The sequence below is a fragment of the Bacillus sp. NPDC077411 genome, assembly GCF_044543425.1.
GTDB lineage: Bacteria > Bacillota > Bacilli > Bacillales > Bacillaceae_G > Bacillus_A > Bacillus_A bruguierae.
The window spans coordinates 25,179-42,929 of sequence record NZ_JBITWA010000017.1 but is presented as its reverse complement, the minus strand read 5'-3'; the positions used below and the strand labels follow the sequence as shown (position 1 = coordinate 42,929).

The 17,751-nt window shown below is 35.2% G+C and carries 20 protein-coding genes and 2 pseudogenes; 9 read left to right on the top strand and 13 right to left on the bottom strand.

Going from position 1 to position 17,751, the window contains the following annotated elements; all coding sequences use genetic code 11:
* Window positions 1–63 precede the first annotated feature (63 nt).
* A complete protein-coding gene (locus tag ACIGHG_RS19235) occupies window positions 64–528 on the top strand; it encodes an NUDIX hydrolase (protein ID WP_336473019.1) in 465 nt (154 codons plus the stop codon).
* A gap of 99 nt (window positions 529–627) precedes the next feature.
* On the opposite strand, the gene ACIGHG_RS19230 is transcribed toward ACIGHG_RS19235, so the two are convergent.
* From ACIGHG_RS19230 to ACIGHG_RS19200, 7 genes are all read right to left on the bottom strand, one after another.
* Window positions 628–1,830: an MFS transporter gene (locus tag ACIGHG_RS19230; protein ID WP_336473018.1), complete on the bottom strand. Its 1,203-nt coding sequence runs from the start codon at window positions 1,828–1,830 to the stop codon at window positions 628–630.
* 110 nt (window positions 1,831–1,940) lie between these two features.
* On the bottom strand, window positions 1,941–2,489 hold the full coding sequence (locus ACIGHG_RS19225) for a MarR family winged helix-turn-helix transcriptional regulator (protein ID WP_336473017.1): 549 nt from the start codon (window positions 2,487–2,489) through the stop codon (window positions 1,941–1,943).
* A 315-nt stretch (window positions 2,490–2,804) separates the two neighbouring features.
* Window positions 2,805–2,987 (bottom strand): hypothetical protein, encoded by a 183-nt coding sequence (locus ACIGHG_RS19220; protein WP_396549990.1) that lies wholly within the window; start codon window positions 2,985–2,987, stop codon window positions 2,805–2,807.
* A 32-nt stretch (window positions 2,988–3,019) separates the two neighbouring features.
* Window positions 3,020–3,907, bottom strand: a complete 888-nt coding sequence (locus ACIGHG_RS19215; RefSeq protein ID WP_396549988.1) for a DUF4018 domain-containing protein — start codon at window positions 3,905–3,907, stop codon at window positions 3,020–3,022.
* Window positions 3,882–5,045: a DUF58 domain-containing protein gene (locus ACIGHG_RS19210; protein ID WP_336473015.1), complete on the bottom strand. Its 1,164-nt coding sequence runs from the start codon at window positions 5,043–5,045 to the stop codon at window positions 3,882–3,884. The genes ACIGHG_RS19215 and ACIGHG_RS19210 overlap by 26 nt, the downstream gene beginning before the upstream one ends.
* Window positions 5,042–5,971 (bottom strand): AAA family ATPase, encoded by a 930-nt coding sequence (locus ACIGHG_RS19205; protein WP_396549986.1) that lies wholly within the window; start codon window positions 5,969–5,971, stop codon window positions 5,042–5,044. Before ACIGHG_RS19205 ends, ACIGHG_RS19210 begins: the two co-directional genes overlap by 4 nt.
* 126 nt (window positions 5,972–6,097) lie before the next feature.
* A complete protein-coding gene (locus ACIGHG_RS19200) occupies window positions 6,098–6,463 on the bottom strand; it encodes a PH domain-containing protein (protein ID WP_396549984.1) in 366 nt (121 codons plus the stop codon).
* Window positions 6,464–6,552: 89 nt separating this feature from the next.
* On the opposite strand from ACIGHG_RS19200, the gene ACIGHG_RS19195 reads away from it, so the two are divergent.
* Window positions 6,553–7,023 (top strand): NUDIX hydrolase, encoded by a 471-nt coding sequence (locus ACIGHG_RS19195; RefSeq protein WP_336473012.1) that lies wholly within the window; start codon window positions 6,553–6,555, stop codon window positions 7,021–7,023.
* A 108-nt stretch (window positions 7,024–7,131) separates the two neighbouring features.
* Window positions 7,132–7,539 (top strand): hypothetical protein, encoded by a 408-nt coding sequence (locus ACIGHG_RS19190; protein ID WP_336473011.1) that lies wholly within the window; start codon window positions 7,132–7,134, stop codon window positions 7,537–7,539.
* A gap of 145 nt (window positions 7,540–7,684) precedes the next feature.
* Here the strand turns inward: ACIGHG_RS19190 and ACIGHG_RS19185 are convergent, their stop codons facing one another.
* On the bottom strand, window positions 7,685–7,930 hold the full coding sequence (locus ACIGHG_RS19185; protein ID WP_090914988.1) for a DNA alkylation repair protein: 246 nt from the start codon (window positions 7,928–7,930) through the stop codon (window positions 7,685–7,687).
* Window positions 7,931–8,315: 385 nt separating this feature from the next.
* Here ACIGHG_RS19185 and ACIGHG_RS19180 point away from each other — a divergent pair.
* Together ACIGHG_RS19180 and ACIGHG_RS19175 are read left to right on the top strand one after the other, a co-directional pair.
* A pseudogene (locus ACIGHG_RS19180) lies at window positions 8,316–8,705 on the top strand (VOC family protein).
* 12 nt (window positions 8,706–8,717) lie between these two features.
* Window positions 8,718–9,281 (top strand): GNAT family N-acetyltransferase, encoded by a 564-nt coding sequence (locus tag ACIGHG_RS19175; protein WP_336473010.1) that lies wholly within the window; start codon window positions 8,718–8,720, stop codon window positions 9,279–9,281.
* Window positions 9,282–9,339: 58 nt separating this feature from the next.
* On the opposite strand, the gene ACIGHG_RS19170 is transcribed toward ACIGHG_RS19175, so the two are convergent.
* On the bottom strand, window positions 9,340–9,834 hold the full coding sequence (locus ACIGHG_RS19170; RefSeq protein ID WP_336473009.1) for a GNAT family N-acetyltransferase: 495 nt from the start codon (window positions 9,832–9,834) through the stop codon (window positions 9,340–9,342).
* Window positions 9,835–10,027: 193 nt separating this feature from the next.
* Between ACIGHG_RS19170 and ACIGHG_RS19165 the strand changes: the two genes are divergently transcribed.
* Window positions 10,028–10,597, top strand: a complete 570-nt coding sequence (locus ACIGHG_RS19165; RefSeq protein ID WP_396549980.1) for a DJ-1/PfpI family protein — start codon at window positions 10,028–10,030, stop codon at window positions 10,595–10,597.
* 392 nt (window positions 10,598–10,989) lie between these two features.
* Here the strand turns inward: ACIGHG_RS19165 and lsrF are convergent, their stop codons facing one another.
* The 4 genes and pseudogenes from lsrF to ACIGHG_RS19145 all read right to left on the bottom strand — a co-directional run.
* Window positions 10,990–11,772, bottom strand: coding sequence for a 3-hydroxy-5-phosphonooxypentane-2,4-dione thiolase (gene lsrF, locus ACIGHG_RS19160; protein ID WP_396549978.1), 783 nt, complete (start codon window positions 11,770–11,772; stop codon window positions 10,990–10,992).
* Window positions 11,773–11,785: 13 nt separating this feature from the next.
* Window positions 11,786–12,142: a cupin domain-containing protein gene (locus ACIGHG_RS19155; protein WP_336473005.1), complete on the bottom strand. Its 357-nt coding sequence runs from the start codon at window positions 12,140–12,142 to the stop codon at window positions 11,786–11,788.
* A gap of 25 nt (window positions 12,143–12,167) precedes the next feature.
* Window positions 12,168–13,730, bottom strand: a complete 1,563-nt coding sequence (gene lsrK, locus ACIGHG_RS19150; protein WP_396549976.1) for an autoinducer-2 kinase — start codon at window positions 13,728–13,730, stop codon at window positions 12,168–12,170.
* A 227-nt stretch (window positions 13,731–13,957) separates the two neighbouring features.
* Window positions 13,958–14,059: pseudogene (locus ACIGHG_RS19145) on the bottom strand (sugar-binding transcriptional regulator); the annotation flags it as partial.
* 205 nt (window positions 14,060–14,264) lie between these two features.
* Here ACIGHG_RS19145 and ACIGHG_RS19140 point away from each other — a divergent pair.
* The 3 genes from ACIGHG_RS19140 to ACIGHG_RS19130 are packed head-to-tail and all read left to right on the top strand — an operon-like array spanning window position 14,265 to window position 17,715.
* Entirely contained in the window at window positions 14,265–15,758 is a 1,494-nt protein-coding gene (locus ACIGHG_RS19140; RefSeq protein ID WP_336473003.1) for a sugar ABC transporter ATP-binding protein, read from the top strand.
* Window positions 15,755–16,723, top strand: coding sequence for an ABC transporter permease subunit (locus ACIGHG_RS19135; RefSeq protein ID WP_336473002.1), 969 nt, complete (start codon window positions 15,755–15,757; stop codon window positions 16,721–16,723). The genes ACIGHG_RS19140 and ACIGHG_RS19135 overlap by 4 nt, the downstream gene beginning before the upstream one ends.
* Window positions 16,720–17,715, top strand: a complete 996-nt coding sequence (locus ACIGHG_RS19130; protein WP_336473001.1) for an ABC transporter permease — start codon at window positions 16,720–16,722, stop codon at window positions 17,713–17,715. Before ACIGHG_RS19135 ends, ACIGHG_RS19130 begins: the two co-directional genes overlap by 4 nt.
* Window positions 17,716–17,751: the final 36 nt, after the last annotated feature.

Here is a 17,751-nt window from a genome sequence, read left to right as displayed (position 1 = left end):
AATTTCTTATAATGGAATTTGTGGGTTTTTTATTGATCAGATAGATATGAGGAGGAAATCGGGATGGATATTGTTTTTACAGAGGATGGGAAACGTTTTAATTATCGCGTAGTGGCAGTATGTATAGAGAATGGACAGGTTCTTCTTCATCGCGGGAAGGGAGATAATTTTTGGTGTTTACCTGGCGGACGAGTTCAAATGCTGGAAAGTAGTGAGTCTGCTTTGAAAAGAGAGCTTCAAGAAGAATTAGAAGCGAATGCAAATGTAAAACGATTAATCTGGATTGTGGAGAAGTTTTTTACATATGATAATCATAAGTTTCATGAAATTGGTTTTTACTATGAAACTCATTTAGAAGATTGCGTTATTCCGAAAACGGGTTCTTTTATAAGAGAAGATGGTGGTCGAGAGTTTGAATTTCAGTGGGTATCAATAGAAGAATTACATCTGTTTAATACACAACCGGCCTTTTTAAAAACAAAGCTCAAACATTTACCTGAGTGTGTGGAACATATTGTGACAGCGTAAAGAAATAGGGAAATGTATGATAAAAAAGAGGATATAAAGGTATCCTCTTTTTTATGTGATGGAATGAATCATTACATATTAAAAGTAGCGGAAATCTCTTTATTTCACTTCAACTATTGGTGAATTTTCATGCTTAACGAGACAAGCTGCAAGTAAGCCTAGACCGAGTATGGCTGCAAATAGAATAAACGTCGTAGTGAAACTGAAAGCTTTCATAAATGTAAAAGAGATAATTGGACCAAAACTTGTTCCAGCAAATAAAATGACTGTGTACATTGATATTGCAATACTACGAGCTTTACCTCCTAATTGACCAACAAGAGAAACTAAAGAAGGTACGGAGAGTGCAATGCCACTTACAAAGACTATACTCATTACTGTTAAAAAGAATATGTTTGTAAGAAAGCCCATCGAAGCTAGGGCGAAAATGGAGAGAAGTAGCGCCCACCGAAGTACAAACAGAACGCTAAAACGTTTTGCTAATTTACCTGCTAGTGGAGACAATATCATTCCTAGGACCCCGAATGAACGAATATAAAGAAGTTCGTGATTGTTCATTTTGAAAGGTAGATTAGTTAAATATTGTCCTAAGGTGGTGTACATACTAACGAAAGACATGAGTAGAACAAACGCTATTACGTAACTAAATATTAGATTTTTATTAGTAAAGACAATGCCGAGTTGCTTCATTGGCTCCCAAATATTTTTCTTTTGATTATGACTTATACTTGTTGGTAGTAACCAGAACACTATTGATGCAGTAAGAATATAAACTGCAGAAAGGGAGTAAAAAACAAATTGCCAATGAAATTGTTGGCTTACGTAAGCACTAAACACTTGACCGACGATTCCGGCAACGAGGAATCCTGTACTAATAAAACCAACAGCACCAACCTTTCTTTCGTTAGGGAATACTTCTAGTGTGTACGCTAACGCTACTGGTGAAAATGTTGCAGCAGCTAAACCTTGTAGACCTCTTAATATAACAATATATGAGAAAGAATGAACCATTCCAAGCAGTAATGAAATGACACTTAAAGAAATTAGTCCAATGCATATAACGTTTTTGCGGCCATATTTTTCAGAAATCGCACCGTAAATAAAACATCCACTAGCAAAACCTATTGAAAATATACTAGAAGTTGTAGCTGCTTGCGATAGAGAAACATGAAAATTATCACTAAACATGGTAATGAGTGGGATACTTACATATAAACTGGACATAACAACCATTCCAGTCCAACATAATATGAGTGTCATAAGATTATAGTTGTGCTGTTTTTCAAAATCGATCGCGATCATAAAATCACCTTCACCTTTATTTTAATTATATTAACTTATAGTTAGATAACCTAATTAAATAGTTGAAAAAGAGCTACTATCGCTTTGGATAGGTAGCTGTTAATTGTTATTTATCGCCCAACTCCAAGTCGTACTTGCATATTTTCATTTAATTTCTTGATGATTTTCTCAAATACTTGGCGCTCAGTAGGATCTAATTCATCAAAAATAGAGGCACAAACGGACCAATATGTTGGCAATACTTTTTCAACAAACGTACGGCCTTCTTCGGTAATACTGACATAGATTTTTCTACGATCAAACGAGCTGGGTTTTCGTGTAACAAGGTTTCTTTTTTCCAACCAATCAATCATAGAAGTTGCAGATGCCCGCCTAATTCCTAAACGTTCAGCTATTGCTGAAGGAGTTATCACTTTGTTATCATGCAGAGTTATTAAGATTAGCAAATCAAGTTTGCTTTCTGTAATCCCGAATTGAGCTAACTCTTGATCCATTACATCTAAGATATTATCGCTTAACCATAACATGATTAAGCCCATAGAGGCATCATTACGGTTTGTACTTGATGATGCAGAGTGATTAATAAGGTCTAAATAAGGGTGAATACCCAATCTTGGTAAGGTATCATCTGAATATGTTCCTTTTCCGTTCTTACGCATTTTCTTTATGTCTACTCCTTTAATTAGATTACCTAACTATAATTCATTCTAACTACAAGAAAGGAATTACGCAAGAGGAATTGTAGGGAAATTCATTCTTTTTTTAGTGGCTGTTATTTTAGAAGGAGAAAGATAATAAATTAGAGCATGTTTTGATTAAATCTTAATTTCTAAATTTAGACAGCAATAAACAAAAAAATAATGATGGTAGTTTTCACTTAATAAAATAAAGGAGAGCACATGTTGTAAATGACTAATGCATACTCTCCTTTATTTTTTACATTGCTTTCATGGAGGTCTTGAAAGCTTTTTATATTATTTTTTCTTATTAGCTACCTTTTTGTAGTTATATAATGTATGCGCTTCTGTTTTGAATTGCTGAAGAAGGGTGTTATCTTCTTTCTCTCCATACCTGGCAGTACTATATGCTTCTATAATAATGTTGGACTGAATATATATGTCTTCTTCAGTGCCAAGTCTTTCCATCCACTGTTCCACTGTTTCACCACGTTGCCGATTTAAGGGCGGTTTTAATTTTTTTCAAGTTTAAAAATTTCTTTGCGAATTGCATTGTTTGGTGGTCGTAACTTTCGGTTTCGCTTTTGTATATTTCCTTGTTCTGGACCAACAACGATAGGGTCATAGGAAGACATACGCCCAAATTTGATTTCATGACGCCTCTTATATAGTTTCCGAATCACATATATGGCAGCAACTACTATGATAAGGATGGTAATAGATTGTAAAATGAATGGATCATATTCTTTTTCTGGAACCGGTGGAGGCGGCGAATTACCCTGACCTAAATTAAGATTCAAAGAATCATCTTTCTGCTTCCGTTCAGCCGATAGAAATAGTGGGTTTAAAATATATCCTAATCCTAAAGCAATCCATTGCAGAGCATAAGCGATACCAGTTCGTACGTAAGAGAGTATGGGGATGAATAAAAAACCCAAAATCCCGATAGCTGTAATTGAGAACAAACGCAACATTTGTTGGTTTCGATTAAAACTTGTAATCCATAATGTTAGAAGTGTATACAAAATAAGTAATCCTATTTCCCATATGGATGGAAATTGCATATGGAGGAGAAAGGAACAAAAAGACCATAGAAATGCTCCTAATAATTTATGGAAGGGTGAAACATCATCTTTTGCGTACATAAGAAAAAAGAAAAACGGCAATAATACGGAACTTATAGAAGAAAATAACGCCAACCAATAGCAAACAATGACTTGTAGAATAAATAGTGCTGTAAGCCAACTATTTTTCTTTTTACTAATTTTCATAATAGGCAGCAAGCAAATATGACTGACTAGAAGAAACAAAACTATGTGTACAACTTCTCCTTTTTCAGTTAATAAGGAAAGGAGGAGAAGAAGAATAAAATTATTAACGTACCGTAGCCATGTATTCAAGTTGTTCCACCACTCCTTCATCGTGAACAATATATGTTGGCTGCATTGTATGAGGGATATGGTGCTTAGGGACGCCAAGGAAAAATAGTGTAGACGACCTCGCTCTTTTTCGCAGCATATAATGCAGAAAACCATCTCGCGGCAGTAATGTACTATCTTCTGAAATACGTGCAAGTTCTTCCAATACTTTTGCATAATGCGTGGGACCATCATTCAACGTCAAGTGCAGCGGTCCATCTGCTACTAAAATACTAATAAATAATTCAAAGGGAATTTTCTTTTCTGTTGCAATTTGACAAATATATGTTGCATAAGAAATCAAGTCTTCCATATTTTCTCTCCATCCAAGTCCTCGATCTGAGGCAAGGCAGATACAAATTGTCCAGCTGTAATTTTTTACTGCTTCATATTGCTTAGCTTGCAAACTTTGCATTTTTGCTGATGCCTTCCAATGGATGGCACGAAATGATTCCCTTTCATACTGTTTTACTCCGACAATGGACGTTTCATCATGAAAAAAAGAAAAATTTGTTCTGTAAGAGCCTAGTACTAGTTGCTGTATTTCTTGTAGCCCTGCAACTTGCTTCGGGGTAGGATAGACAATAATTTCTGTTTTTAATTTATGCATAATTGGTAAATGAACTTGAATGATGTTAAAGGGATCACCAATGATGCATTCAAACTGTTCAATTTGGAAAACGCCTCGTCTTGTCGCTGTGAACGTTAAATCCCATATGTTCTGTGAGCGAGCGCGTTGTGAAAATGGGAAAGAAAAGAGCGTTTTTGATATTTGATCTAGACTGTTGCTTGGTTGCATAACGAGCGATGGATTTATATGAAAAAAACATTTTCCATTCACTAGCGGTAATTTTGCTTCATTTTGTAACATAACGGATAGTTGTCCGTTTTCTTCAGGAAATAGCCTTGTTGTTTGTTTCTTATTGATAATTTGAAAGTGATTCTCTATGTAAGTCACATATCGATAAATAAAAAAAGAAAATATATAGTAAAACAGAAATGGATATATGATAAGTGATTGCGGTAAGTAAAATGTGAACAACAGGGCAATTGGAATCGTTAATTGAACGATATGTTTTTGAAATACTAATGGGACGGAGACGAGACGTTGACCATTCATGTTTGCTCAATCTCCACCGGCACATCAACTTCTTTCAAAATTGCTTCTATCATCTCTTGTTTTGTCGCACGAAGAGCGCCTTCCATAGATAAAATAATACGATGCTTCCAAATGTAAGGAAGTAGAAATTGTACGTCTTCTGGTGTACAAAATTCGCGATTACGTAAAAAGGCAAGAGCTTGAATTGCCCTCACTAAAGCGAGTGTTCCGCGCGGACTAATTCCATTTGCAATAAAATCATGATTACGAGTTGCGTTAGCGAGTTTGATGATGTAGTCTTCCAAAGGTTCCGATACATGAACATCTTTTACTTTATTTTGTAATTGGATTATATCTTCTAGTGAGATGACCGGATGAAGAGCGTCTAACGGTTTATTCTTTCGAAAACGTCGCATCATTTGTAGCTCTTCTTCTGGAGAAGGGTAACCAATCGAAACGGTCATTAAAAAGCGATCAAGCTGAGCATCTGGAAGAGGGAATGTTCCTTGTGATTCAATTGGATTTTGCGTTGCGATTACGAAAAATGGTTTCGGAAGAAGTGTGGATTGCTTTTCAAGTGTTACTTGTCTTTCTTCCATCGCTTCTAATAAACTCGATTGCGTACGTGGCATCGCACGGTTAATTTCATCTGCTAATAATAAATTTGTCATAACAGGACCAAGGCGCAGTTCAAATTCACTTGTTTTCGGATTAAAGTATTCAATACCCGTTACATCACTCGGTAATACATCAGGTGTGAACTGTACACGTGAAAATTGCCCGCCAATACTTTTCGCAATTGTTTTTGCCAGCAATGTTTTTCCTGTTCCAGGTACATCCTCTAATAAGACGTGTCCATCTGCTAATAAAGAAACTAAGAGGAGATCAATCACATTTTCTTTTCCGACAAAAACAGAAGAGATATTTTCTTTTAATTTATGTATCATTTGTTTCTTCCTTTCCGGTACAATCTTTTTGAATATTTTAACAAAATTTTCTAAAAAATAAAACTATTTTTCGTTATACTACAATGTAGAACATGTTTTAGTGAAGAGATACATAAATAAGTAGCCTTAGGATATAGGGCTACTTGTAACTTGCTTTTGTATAATGGAACAAAGTTGCTTTCTTGCATTTTTATCATAGATATCTCGAAATTGTACCCAATCATTGTTGTAGTAAATAGCGATGTGAAAGCTGAAAAAATAAGGGTGTTCTTTTACTTCCTCAATATGTTTGTAAATGTATTCTTCATATCGTGTAGGATTAGAGGTATCTTTTTCTTTATATATAAACAACAATCTTTTATTTGTTGTTAGTATAACTCCCGGTACAGATGGTCCTTTATGTAGAAATAAAGATAGAGAACATTGTGTGTGATAAAGGATCGTTTCATTTTCATGGAGTAGATTTTTTACTGTATCTCGTAATGTTAACATTGTATTCAGTCCTTTCTGTATATTATGATTATATCATGTTTATTTGGTACGATTTAGAAAAATGTATGGAGTAATATAGGGGGATGTATATGACTAAAAAGCTGGATTATATTCGTTTTATTCGAGAGAAAGTTGGGTCTGAACGAATCTTTCTTAATTTTGCAGGTGGACTTATTTGTAACGAAGAAGGCGAAGTGCTTCTGCAAAAACGAGGAGATAGAAATGCGTGGGGTTTTCCTGGTGGTGCGATGGAACTTGGTGAATCTGCTGAAGAAACAGCCATTCGTGAAGTATATGAAGAAACAGGATTAAAAGTAACAGTTGAACATTTAATTGGCGTGTATACGAAATATTACGATGAATACCCAAATGGAGATCAAGCGCAGACGATTGTGTTCTTTTTTCAATGCAAGACAGTAGGCGGAACGTTAAAAACAGATGGTAATGAAACGTTAGAGCTTAAGTATTTTCCAATTGACCAATTCCCGCCGCTCTTTGTGAAACAGCATGAAGATGCATGGGAAGATTGGCTTTCGAAGAAGAAGGGATGTTTTAGATAAATATATAGGATGAAAATTTTCAGTCAATAAGTAACATTTTTATCCATATTTATTTTCTCTTTTCTAGTAAAATATTTCATATACATCTTAATTAATGGAGTGATAAACATGGGTCTAAAAGAACAAGCAATGAAAGAATTTCAAGAGAGGATATCTTCAACTGAAAATATACAAGGAATGACCTCAGCTTATTACGAAATGCAAAATGGAATGTCTGGTTTAGTAGGAACACCAAATGCAAATCCTATTCCTGTGAAAGGTATTTTAGCTTATACTGAACAGCAGTTATTATTTTACGGTGAAATATTTGGAAAGCTCCCGATTTCATTACAAATACCTTTTCATCAAATTAATAAAATAAAAGAAACGAAGCATGTATTTGCGCTTTTTAAAACGTTTCCTGCTATTGTTGTTTTTCATCAGGAACAAGAAATTTTTACAACACGTGGAAATGAAGAAGAATTTATACGATTACAAGCATTCTTTGAAAAGATTCAACTCATCTCTACACATTAAATAATAATGAATGTGCAAAGATAATTTATCTGTGAATACTGCAAGAAAAATGACAACAATTTTTTGTACGTATCGAGAAGGAATAAAAGAAGTTGCCCCCAAAGTTGTGTAATAATAACCTTTGGGGGCAGCATTATTTTAACAATTAAAAAGATTGATTTTGTGCGGGTTTAATAAATTGCTCTGGGTTTTCAATTAATCCACACGCAGCGCATTGTACACGGTATGTAGGACCTTGGTAAGCCATATGAAATGCACTTATATTATCATTTGTATATTCTTCTTCAATCTGACCAGTCTGTGGATTTAATTTTACCGGTTTTACTGATTGTTCAATAATGTTGAATCGTGTACGGTTCGTTTTGCAACTTGGACAAAGCATTGGTTCCATCTTAACACACCTCCATTGTTAGCATTTGTAACTATAGGGATGTTTATTCATGAAAAAATTAAAGGATTTTTGTATTTCTTGTCAAATGTAGAAAGGATGTGAAGGAGGGGGAGAAACGCGAAACTTCAAATGAAATATATCATTTTATCCCGCTATTCGTGGGCAGTAAGACTCCCACCTCAAGATTCAGAGAGAAACGTTGTCCAGCTCTAGCGGCTAGAACCTCCGGTCGTTTCGCCCCCTCCGACGAGGCAAAAAGCGCCTCTTTGTCAGGGACATGGGCGTCCTGCGCTTCTGAGCGTGCCGCTTCCGCTTTTCTAAAAAAGATAGGTGGGGGATAACTGCCCGTAAAAGCCCGATTGGACGGGCTTTCCATCAGTGGGAGATGAAAAAACTCTCCACTGATGGAAGTTTCACTTTATATGCGAAGCAATATGAGGAGTGCATCCGTTTTTATCGTGATATTTTACAGTTACCAATAAAGGGGGAGCACGGTACATATGTTGAGTTCGATACAGGTTCCACAATTTTGGCAATCAATAGTAGAGAAAGTGTTCAACAGTTAACGGGATTATCAATTCCGAAGACGTTATCAAAATCATCTACATTTGAGATTGGATTTGTGGTTGGTGATGTGAATGAAACAATACATACGCTAAAAAAACATGGTGTAACAGTATTAGTAGAGCCTGTTATAAAGCCATGGGGATAAACCGTTTCTTACGTTTCTGATCCAGACGGGAATTTTATTGAAATTTGCAGTTCATTAGATTAAGGGGGAAAGAGAATGGAAAGATTTCCTAGTTTAGAAACAGATCGTTTGCAGTTAAGAGAATTAACGTTAGTTGATGCAGATACAATGTTTCAATATTTTATAAAAGAACCTGTTATTCGATATTTTGGAATGGATTCGTTTCAAAATATTGAAGAAGTAAAAAACGTCATCAAAAATTTTAGGAACAGATATGAAGAAGGTTCTGCATTTCGCTGGGGAATTGTATTAAAAGGAACAGATCAACTAATTGGAACGTGCGGTTTTCATCTTATTAATAACAGACATAAACGAGCTGAAATCGGCTATGAACTTGATGAAACGTATTGGGGAAAAGGATATGCGACAGAAGCACTACAAGCAATTCTTACATATGGGTTTGAAACACTTTATTTTGAGAGAATTTCAGCAGTTGTGTACCCGGAAAATGAATTATCCCGTAAATTATTACAAAAAGTAGGCTTTGCGGAAGAAGGGTTACTTCGAAAATATATGATTCAAAATGATGTGATGCACGATGCGATTATGTATTCTTTGTTAAAAGAAGAATGGGCGACATTACTTCAAAAAGTACGTTAAACACATAAAAATAAAGACAATCTAAACCTTTAGTTTCAGGTCTTAGATTGTCTTTTCGTTAGGAAACGATGTATTTATAAAACTTTTTGTCTACTTGCATGATAGGAAAATTGGTAGGTAACTTGTTAAGTTCTATATTTTCGAAACCATGTTTCTCATAAAACTTATGGGCCGCGACAAATTGTAACGTCGTTCCTAAGTATATTTCTTTCACTTCTTTTGTCTTTGCCCATGCAATCGCATTATGTAATAAAAGACTAGCTGTTTGAAATATTTTGCCTCTAAACTCTTTTTTCACAAACATTTTTCTCAATGCTACTTGACGATTGCCAATATCTAAAAGAGCGATAGTGCCTACAACCTCTCCTTGATAAAGTGCAACCCAAAAGTTACCGTTACCAGATTGGTAAACGCTTTCTATGTTAAGTAAATCAGGTTGATCCTCTTTTGAAATAGGAATATTGTATTCATCTTGTTGGATGGAAAGGATTAAATCTAAAATTTGAGATTGATAATTAAAAGAGTATTCTTGTAAGGTAAGAGTTTCATTCATATATAACACCGTCCGATATAGTAGATTTTTATTACTGCTTTCATTATACAAGATTTTATATTGACTATTCTAATAATTTGATAATGAAAACCTTCGCAATTTAAGAGCAGATAATAGTCTGAAAGTATTTGATAGGAATGTTTAAGGTTTTATAAGTAATTGAATAACAAGTGTAAAGGAGAAGGATTATCGTATGAAAAAAGTATTATTTCTTGCCTATCCACAATATGCTGATTTCGAAATAGCTCACGCATTATTTTTGCTTAGAAAAGTGGGTAAAGCAAAAATTACTACCGTCTCTGTAGATGGTAAACCAGTAGAAAGTATCGGTGGGTTATGGACTCAAGTCGAAGCTTCTTTATCTGAAATTACAGTAAATGAATTTGATCTAGTCCTTATTTCTGGAGGAGATGGTGTTCATGAAATAGTAGATAAGGGAATTGTTAGTGAGACATTAATGAACGCCTTTAACTTACATATTCCCATTGCTTCTATATGTGCTTCCGCCATTTTGTTGGGAAAAGCAGGAGTACTTAACGATAGAAAATTTACGTGTCTTCAGCATACATATGAGAATAACAAAGCCCTGTTTGAAACATCGGTATATACAGGAACAGATATTGAAGTGGAAGACACAATAATAACCGCAAAAGGTACTGCATTTGCAGAGTTTGCAGTAGCTGCTTGTCAATTAATGGACTTGCTGAAAGAGAAAGAAAAATTAGACTCAACATTAAAGTTTTGTAAGGGAATAACCTCTTAACTTAATGATCTTTTAAGTAGAATATTAATAATAAAAACTAACATACCCTAATAATTAAGAAGAAATAGGAGGATAGATAGGATGGTAGACCATTTTTCAATCATAAATATCATTGTTATTATTCTCTTTTTCGGTTTAATTGTATTATTTTTTGTTTCGTTGGGAGCGTTTATATGATCACGACTCATCAATCAATCTAGTCAAAGAGCTTCTTTAGTTGAAATTGAGAAGAAATTAGATAGAGTTATTGAGATGTCGGAGGAGAAAGGGGAAAATTGACAACAGGATTGATACAACAAGTAAGAAAATATATGAAATTAGAAAAGAACAAGTAATTTGGATAAAGCAAATTACTTGTTCTTATATTGTGAACATAAATGCTATCTGAATGGTTAACTTATAATCGTATTATATAATTCTAGAGCTTCTTTTACATTTAATCTATTTTTTACGATACCATGAATCGATTGAATCATCGCAGCCGGATGTTCAGATTGCCAAATATTCCGCCCCATATCGACACCGACTGCCCCTTCTTGCAGTGCATTGTATGTAATCGTAAGCACCGCTTCAATTGTGTCTAACTTTGGCCCACCTGCAATCACAACTGGAGCCGGACATGTACTTGTGATTTTTTCAAAGCCTTCACAGTAATACGTTTTAACGATATCGGCACCCATTTCAACACATACACGTGAAGCTAACGCCAAAAAACGTGCTTCTCGTTTTTGAAGTTCTTTTGCTACTGCGGTGATTCCGAGTACAGGTAAGCCGTAATCATGCGCTTCAGATACAACATTAGCAAGGTTTGTTACAGTTTGTGTTTCATAATCAGATCCAATAAAGACAGATACGCCCACGCCAGCTACGTTATGACGCAAAGCTTCTTTTATTGGTGTAACGATTGTTTCATTCGCAAGATCTTTTCCAACTACAGTCGCACCACCTGATACACGAAGAACCATAGGGGTTTTACAATCTTCAGGTATACAAGAATTAAGAACGCCTCTCGTTAAAAAGAGGGAGTCGGTATATGGAAGTAAGCTTTTTACTGTTTCATGAGGCTGTTCCAATCCATGAATGGGTCCTAAAAAGTAACCATGATCAATTGCTAACATAACTGCTTTTCCATCAGGCAAAATAGTGTTTAGGCGATTTTGAAATCCCCAAGTCATAGGGTATCACTCCTTAATTACAGTTTGGATTTTCTGTTTGTACAGTATCTTTTTCTTGTAAATGAGGCGATTTAATAAAGAGCGCTTTAAAATTTTGAGAAGAGCGATTGATGAGATAGTGAGATTCATGAGGATGAACTTGTAAGACGTCGCCTTGTTTAATAGGAACTTTTACGTGATTAATATAGAAATCTATCTCACCTTCTAATGCGTAGAAAACTTCTTCGCAAGTTGTATGATAATGATTTTGAAAATCTTGCCCAGGTTTAATGACAACTACACCTATATCAATATTAGGGCCCTTTACTAAATATTTTGGTCCATTATCGCCGAAGCGATAGGAGAAATCTTCTTCATTCACCTTTAACATACTTTTCACTCCTTTTTGTAACAATTTACAGAGCGCCGGGTGCAATCCACATATGAGAAGTAAATCCTTGATCAGCTAATTGGAGTTGCTGCTGATATACATCCTTCCAGTTTTTGTATAGCTTTTGATATTGTTTATGATTTTCATTGTTCGGTATATAAGTTGTTTCCCATTTTGCAAATTGTTCGGAAATAGATTCCATTGAATGATAAATACCGACACCAATCCCCGCCACAATTGCTGTTCCTAAAGCAGCTGCTTCCTTGACCACTGGTACTTTTACAGGAACGCCTAATACATCAGCAACAATTTGACACCATAGTTTTCCCTTTGAAGCCCCTCCGGCAAAAGTTACTTCTTTCGGGAATTGTCCCGTTAATTCTTCAATTAACTTTAAATTTCCATATGTTACGAAAGCTGCGTTTTCTTCAATTGCCCGAAACATTTCTTTCTTCCCGCACTTTTCAGAATCTAAGTTTAAATTTATAAAAGAGGGAGATGCATGTCGCCAAGAAATATAGTTCATAACATTAGAAAAAATCGGAATGATACCGTGTGATCCAACTGGGACATGTTTTGCTTGTTCCTCTAATAATTCGTAAGCATCGATACCTAGTTCTTTTGCTCGTTGCTTTTCTTCCTGACAGAAAGCGTCCCGAAACCAGCGCATAACAAGACCGGGAAAAAAGGCAATTGTTTCGTACTGCCAAAGAGTAGGAAGAACGTGACAATTTACACGAATGCGAGCGTTTGGATCTAGTACAGGATTGCTTATATTTACTTCTTGTTGCCAAAAGCTTCCTCCGCAAATAAATGTTTGCTCGCTCTTGACAATTCCAGAACCGAGAGAAGCCATTTGTGCATCTCCGCCTCCAGTAACAACAGGCGTTCCTTCGAATAATCCAGTTTCTGCTGCGCATTGTTTTGTTACGTTTCCAATAATAGTTCCGGCTTCATTTATTTTCGGTGAGAGTACTGATGAGAGGTTGCATTTCTCTATTAATTCTGGAGCCCAATTTCTAGTATGTAAATTAAAAATTCCCGTCGTACATCCATTGGAAGGATCCATTTGTAATACACCGCACAACTTATATAAAATCCAATCGTTTAGCATTGTAATAGAATGTGCTTTTTCATAAATGTCAGGTTGATGTTTCGCAATCCATTTTAATCTTGGTAATGCACCTAGAGCGAATGTTTGCCCTGATATTGTATATACATCTTGTTCAAGGTGAGATCGTATTTGTTTAAGTTGTGTAACTTCCGCCGCCGCACGGTTATCAACATTGGCACACGCCCAAATTTCAGTACCATTCTTGTCATATAAAACAAATCCTTCGCGCATGCTTGTTGCACTAATTCCTTGAATAAAAGAAGGAGGAATCCCACTGGTTTGTAGTACATCTCTTGTGCAGTCTTGAATAAGTTTCCAATTTTCCTTTACATCAAAATCCATTGAACCCGGATATCGGGAGTTTTCTATGTGAACCCATTCTCGTTGACTAACAGCAAGTTGATTACCTTGTAAATCAAATAAGACAGCTCGGATACTACCAGTTCCGGCATCATAAGCTAATAGAGCAGCCATTATATTCCACGCTCCTTCAGTCCGTTCCTTCTTTATATAAATACAAATTAAAAAATCGACATAAAAACCCTCTTTCTTTTTAAGCGGACGAGAGCATCTGGTCATGCATAGAAGCGGTCAGGGCCTTTTTTGCCACATGCAAGGTTTAAAACAAAAGGATAAAGCGAGTACGGGTCATGCTGTATTCTGCATAGCAGTGACTGATATGTCGAAAAAGTAAAATGGTATAGTAAACGGACAACCTTATTTCTAGATATATGTAGTAAGGAGACAACTTCTTGTTTGATCAGATGATCTTTGTAATAATGCCAAGCAGCTTTCGTTCACAAATTTTCTTCAAAGTTTAGCTACATCATGCTTGCCATCTCTTCAACATATGTATATAAATTTTTATTTATACCGTCAGCAGTTGGAAATTACTTGAGAAAGATAAGTTCTAGATATGAAGAAAAAGATATACAATGCTACAAAACAAGTAGAGAAAAACATTAGAGCTTGAAAAATTGTTTCGTGTTAAAGGTAGGTGAAAGAAGTTTGGAACCATTTCCTTTATTGGAAGTTAAAAATGTAAAAAAATCATTCTTACAGCAACCAGTACTAAAAGGAATCGATTTAACAGTAAAGAAAGGGGATATTTTTGCATTAGTTGGTGGTAACGGGGCTGGAAAGTCAACGTTTATGAAGATATTGACAGGATTGTACACATATGATGAAGGAGAAATCAAAATAAAAGGGAGACCTGTTACATTTTTTAATCCATCTGAAGCTCATCGAAATGGTATTTATTTAGTTCCGCAAGAACCGCTTATTTTTCCGAATATGACTATTGAGGAAAATATTTTATTAGGTATGAAGCAAAATAAGAGACAGCTTCGGACGAAATTAGATGTACTTATGAGGAAACTTGGCTGGAATTTACAGCTAGAGAAACATGCGTCATTGTTGTCTATTGCCCAGCAGCAATTAGTAGAAATAGTTAGAGGATTAATAAGAGAGGCAGAGATTCTGATTTTAGATGAGCCTACATCGACGTTAACAGCAAACGAAATTAAAAGTCTATTTGTTGTAATGAAAAATTTGAGTGAACAAGGAATTGGAATAATTTATATTACACATAGGCTTCCAGAAATTTTTGCAATTGCAAATCAAGTAGCTATTTTACGTGATGGGGTAATTTCTAATCAAGGTAAGGTAAATGAATTTACTTACGATATGTTGTTAAAAGGATTATTACCGGAAGGATACCAGGAAATGCAAAAGGAAGAGAATCTGTACAGAGAAAAAGCAGCGTTAAAACGAGTACTTCAAGTGAATGGTTTATCTAGTCATAAATTTCGAGATATTTCACTAGAAGTAAAAGCAGGAGAGATTGTTGGAATTGCAGGCGTTGTGGGAGCGGGAAGAACGGAACTAGCTGAAGCATTATATGGTATTACATCTGTAACAGCAGGAAATATACTATTGGAGAAGACAGAAATTACAGCGTGGACAACAAAAAGGAGAATTGATGCAGGAATGATCTATGTACCTGAAGACCGAGCGGGGCATGGAATTTTCTCAATTGCTTCTGTTCAGCAAAATATGACTTCTGTCCTCTTATATCGTTTAAGTACATTTTTTTTAAAACAAGAAAAAGAAAGCGCTTTAACGAACGAGTATATTAAAAAATTTCGAATTACGGTTCATGATACAAACCAAAGAATAGAATCTTTGTCGGGAGGGAATCAACAAAAAATAGTGTTAGGAAAATACCTCGCTTGCGAGCCAAAACTCATTATTTTAGATGAACCAACGCGCGGTATAGATGCAAAGGCGAGGCTAGAAATATATGAAACAATTAATAAACTAAGAGAAAATGGATTAGCTGTATTATTGATCTCCTCAGATTTAGAAGAAATTATGAATTTAGCAAATCGTGTGTATGTAATGAGAAATGGTAATATCGTTTCACATTTAGAACAGAAAGAAATTTCATTAGACTGCATTACACGTACTGCTTATGGTGGAGAGGAGGTTTCAAAAGAATGAAATATGTTACATATGCACTCAAAATGCGTGAAACCTCTATTGTAGGGCTGTTAGTTCTTTATATTATATTTGTTAGTATGATAAATCGAGATTTTCTTCAATTCGATTCTTTTTCGATTATTTTAAAATCAAGCCTTATTTTAATTGTTCTTGCAATTGGTCAATCGTTTGTATTATTTACAAAAAATATTGATGTATCAGTTGGATCGATAATGGGGTTATGTGCTGCTTCATGCGGAATGTTTTTGAAGAGTGGGAATAACTCTTTTTATGCAATTATAATTACACTTTTACTTGGTGCGTTTATTGGAATTGTAAATGGTGTAGGTGTGACAAAATTTCGTGTCCCGGCAATTATTATGACTCTCGGTATGCTCGGTATTATTCGAGGTTTGATGATTATATATACAGAAGGGAAATGGATTGAAGATATTCCATACGACTATAAAAAATTGTCTTCTGTAACATGGTTAGAGATTCCTATAACGGTTTGGTTCATTGGACTTTTGTTAATAGCCACTTATCTTTTTTTAACAAAGATATCGTTTGGAAGATATTTTTATGCGGTAGGAGATAATAAAGAAGGTGCAAGATTGATTGGGATTCAAGTAGCGTTAGTGCAAATTTTGGCCTTTATGATTTCAGGAATAACCGCTGCGATTGCTGGATGCTTATTTGTTATGAATATTGGATTTGTACCGAATCAAACAGGAACAGGAATTGAGCTGCAAGTAATCGCTGCTGCAGTGCTCGGAGGTATTAGTTTAAAAGGTGGTACTGGATCAGTTTTTGGTGCAACTTTAGGAGCATTGTTTTTAGAGGTGATTAGTAGTTCATTAGTATATTTGAAAATCCCAGCCTTTTGGAACAACGCAATTTCAGGATTTTTATTATTACTCATTATTATTCTAGATAGTGTAGTGCAAAAATGGAGGAAACAGGAGCAAAGGGAGGTTGAAATATGAAATCTTTTCGCTGGATTTTTCAGTGGGAGGGAGCACTCCTTCTTTTGTTATTCACCGAGTTTATCGCTTTTAGCCTATTAAATGCTGATTTTTTTAATATAGGAAATTTATTGTTTAGTATGAACGATTTTATTTTTATTACAATTGCTGCGATACCGATGACACTTGTCATTATGACAGGCGGAATCGATGTTTCGGTTGGATCAATTATGGGACTTACATCTATTCTTATTGGTGTATTGTGGATGAATGGGATATCTATTGTTATTGCTGTAATGATTGCTCTTGTCATAAGTATACTAGCTGGTTTTTTAAACGGACTTATTATTCAAATGACAACTGTCGAACCATTGGTTGTAACTTTAGGAACAATGTTTTTATATTCTGGTATTGCTCTTGTCATTTCAGGAGGATCTAAAGCAACCGGATATGAAGGGATTAGTGGGTTGCCAGATTCGTATGTTCAACTTGCAAATGGAGCATTATTAGGGATTCCGAATTTATTTTGGTTACTTCTTATTATGACAATTTTGTTCTCCATTCTCTTGCGGCATACAAAATACGGTCGATATGTAGTTTTAACAGGTATAAATGAAAAAACAGCTAAATATTCTGGAATTCAAACGAAGCGCATTGTCATTTTTGCCTATATGCTTTCGGGGTTAGGAGGTGGATTAGGGGGAATATTCCTAACTGCTTATTTTGGATCAGCTCGAGCAGATTTAGGAAATGAAGCAATTTTACCAGTCATTACAGCAGTTGTATTAGGCGGTGCCCTTATTACTGGTGGAAAAGGAAGTATAGTAGGAACCGTTCTTGCCAGTATCGTTATTGGAATCATGCAATATGGATTACAGATGACGGGGTTAACAAATGAGCAATCTAATGTAGTAATTGGCATTATTTTAATTCTTTCAGTTATAATGCGCCATTCAAATATAAGATATTTCTTCACTAAAAAAAGTGTCTCACATAAGGAGGAAACAACATGAAAAAGAAGATAAGTATATTTATCATTCTATTGTTGT

Coding starts and splice junctions, on each gene's coding strand:
- ACIGHG_RS19235 (WP_336473019.1), top strand. CDS start 64: ATGGATATTGTTTTTACAGAGGATGGGAAACGTTTTAATTATCGCGTA.
- ACIGHG_RS19230 (WP_336473018.1), bottom strand. CDS start 1,830: ATGATCGCGATCGATTTTGAAAAACAGCACAACTATAATCTTATGACA.
- ACIGHG_RS19225 (WP_336473017.1), bottom strand. CDS start 2,489: ATGCGTAAGAACGGAAAAGGAACATATTCAGATGATACCTTACCAAGA.
- ACIGHG_RS19210 (WP_336473015.1), bottom strand. CDS start 5,045: ATGAATGGTCAACGTCTCGTCTCCGTCCCATTAGTATTTCAAAAACAT.
- ACIGHG_RS19205 (WP_396549986.1), bottom strand. CDS start 5,971: ATGATACATAAATTAAAAGAAAATATCTCTTCTGTTTTTGTCGGAAAA.
- ACIGHG_RS19200 (WP_396549984.1), bottom strand. CDS start 6,463: ATGTTAACATTACGAGATACAGTAAAAAATCTACTCCATGAAAATGAA.
- ACIGHG_RS19195 (WP_336473012.1), top strand. CDS start 6,553: ATGACTAAAAAGCTGGATTATATTCGTTTTATTCGAGAGAAAGTTGGG.
- ACIGHG_RS19190 (WP_336473011.1), top strand. CDS start 7,132: ATGGGTCTAAAAGAACAAGCAATGAAAGAATTTCAAGAGAGGATATCT.
- ACIGHG_RS19185 (WP_090914988.1), bottom strand. CDS start 7,930: ATGGAACCAATGCTTTGTCCAAGTTGCAAAACGAACCGTACACGATTC.
- ACIGHG_RS19175 (WP_336473010.1), top strand. CDS start 8,718: ATGGAAAGATTTCCTAGTTTAGAAACAGATCGTTTGCAGTTAAGAGAA.
- ACIGHG_RS19170 (WP_336473009.1), bottom strand. CDS start 9,834: ATGAATGAAACTCTTACCTTACAAGAATACTCTTTTAATTATCAATCT.
- ACIGHG_RS19165 (WP_396549980.1), top strand. CDS start 10,028: ATGAAAAAAGTATTATTTCTTGCCTATCCACAATATGCTGATTTCGAA.
- lsrF (WP_396549978.1), bottom strand. CDS start 11,772: ATGACTTGGGGATTTCAAAATCGCCTAAACACTATTTTGCCTGATGGA.
- ACIGHG_RS19155 (WP_336473005.1), bottom strand. CDS start 12,142: ATGTTAAAGGTGAATGAAGAAGATTTCTCCTATCGCTTCGGCGATAAT.
- lsrK (WP_396549976.1), bottom strand. CDS start 13,730: ATGGCTGCTCTATTAGCTTATGATGCCGGAACTGGTAGTATCCGAGCT.
- ACIGHG_RS19135 (WP_336473002.1), top strand. CDS start 15,755: ATGAAATATGTTACATATGCACTCAAAATGCGTGAAACCTCTATTGTA.
- ACIGHG_RS19130 (WP_336473001.1), top strand. CDS start 16,720: ATGAAATCTTTTCGCTGGATTTTTCAGTGGGAGGGAGCACTCCTTCTT.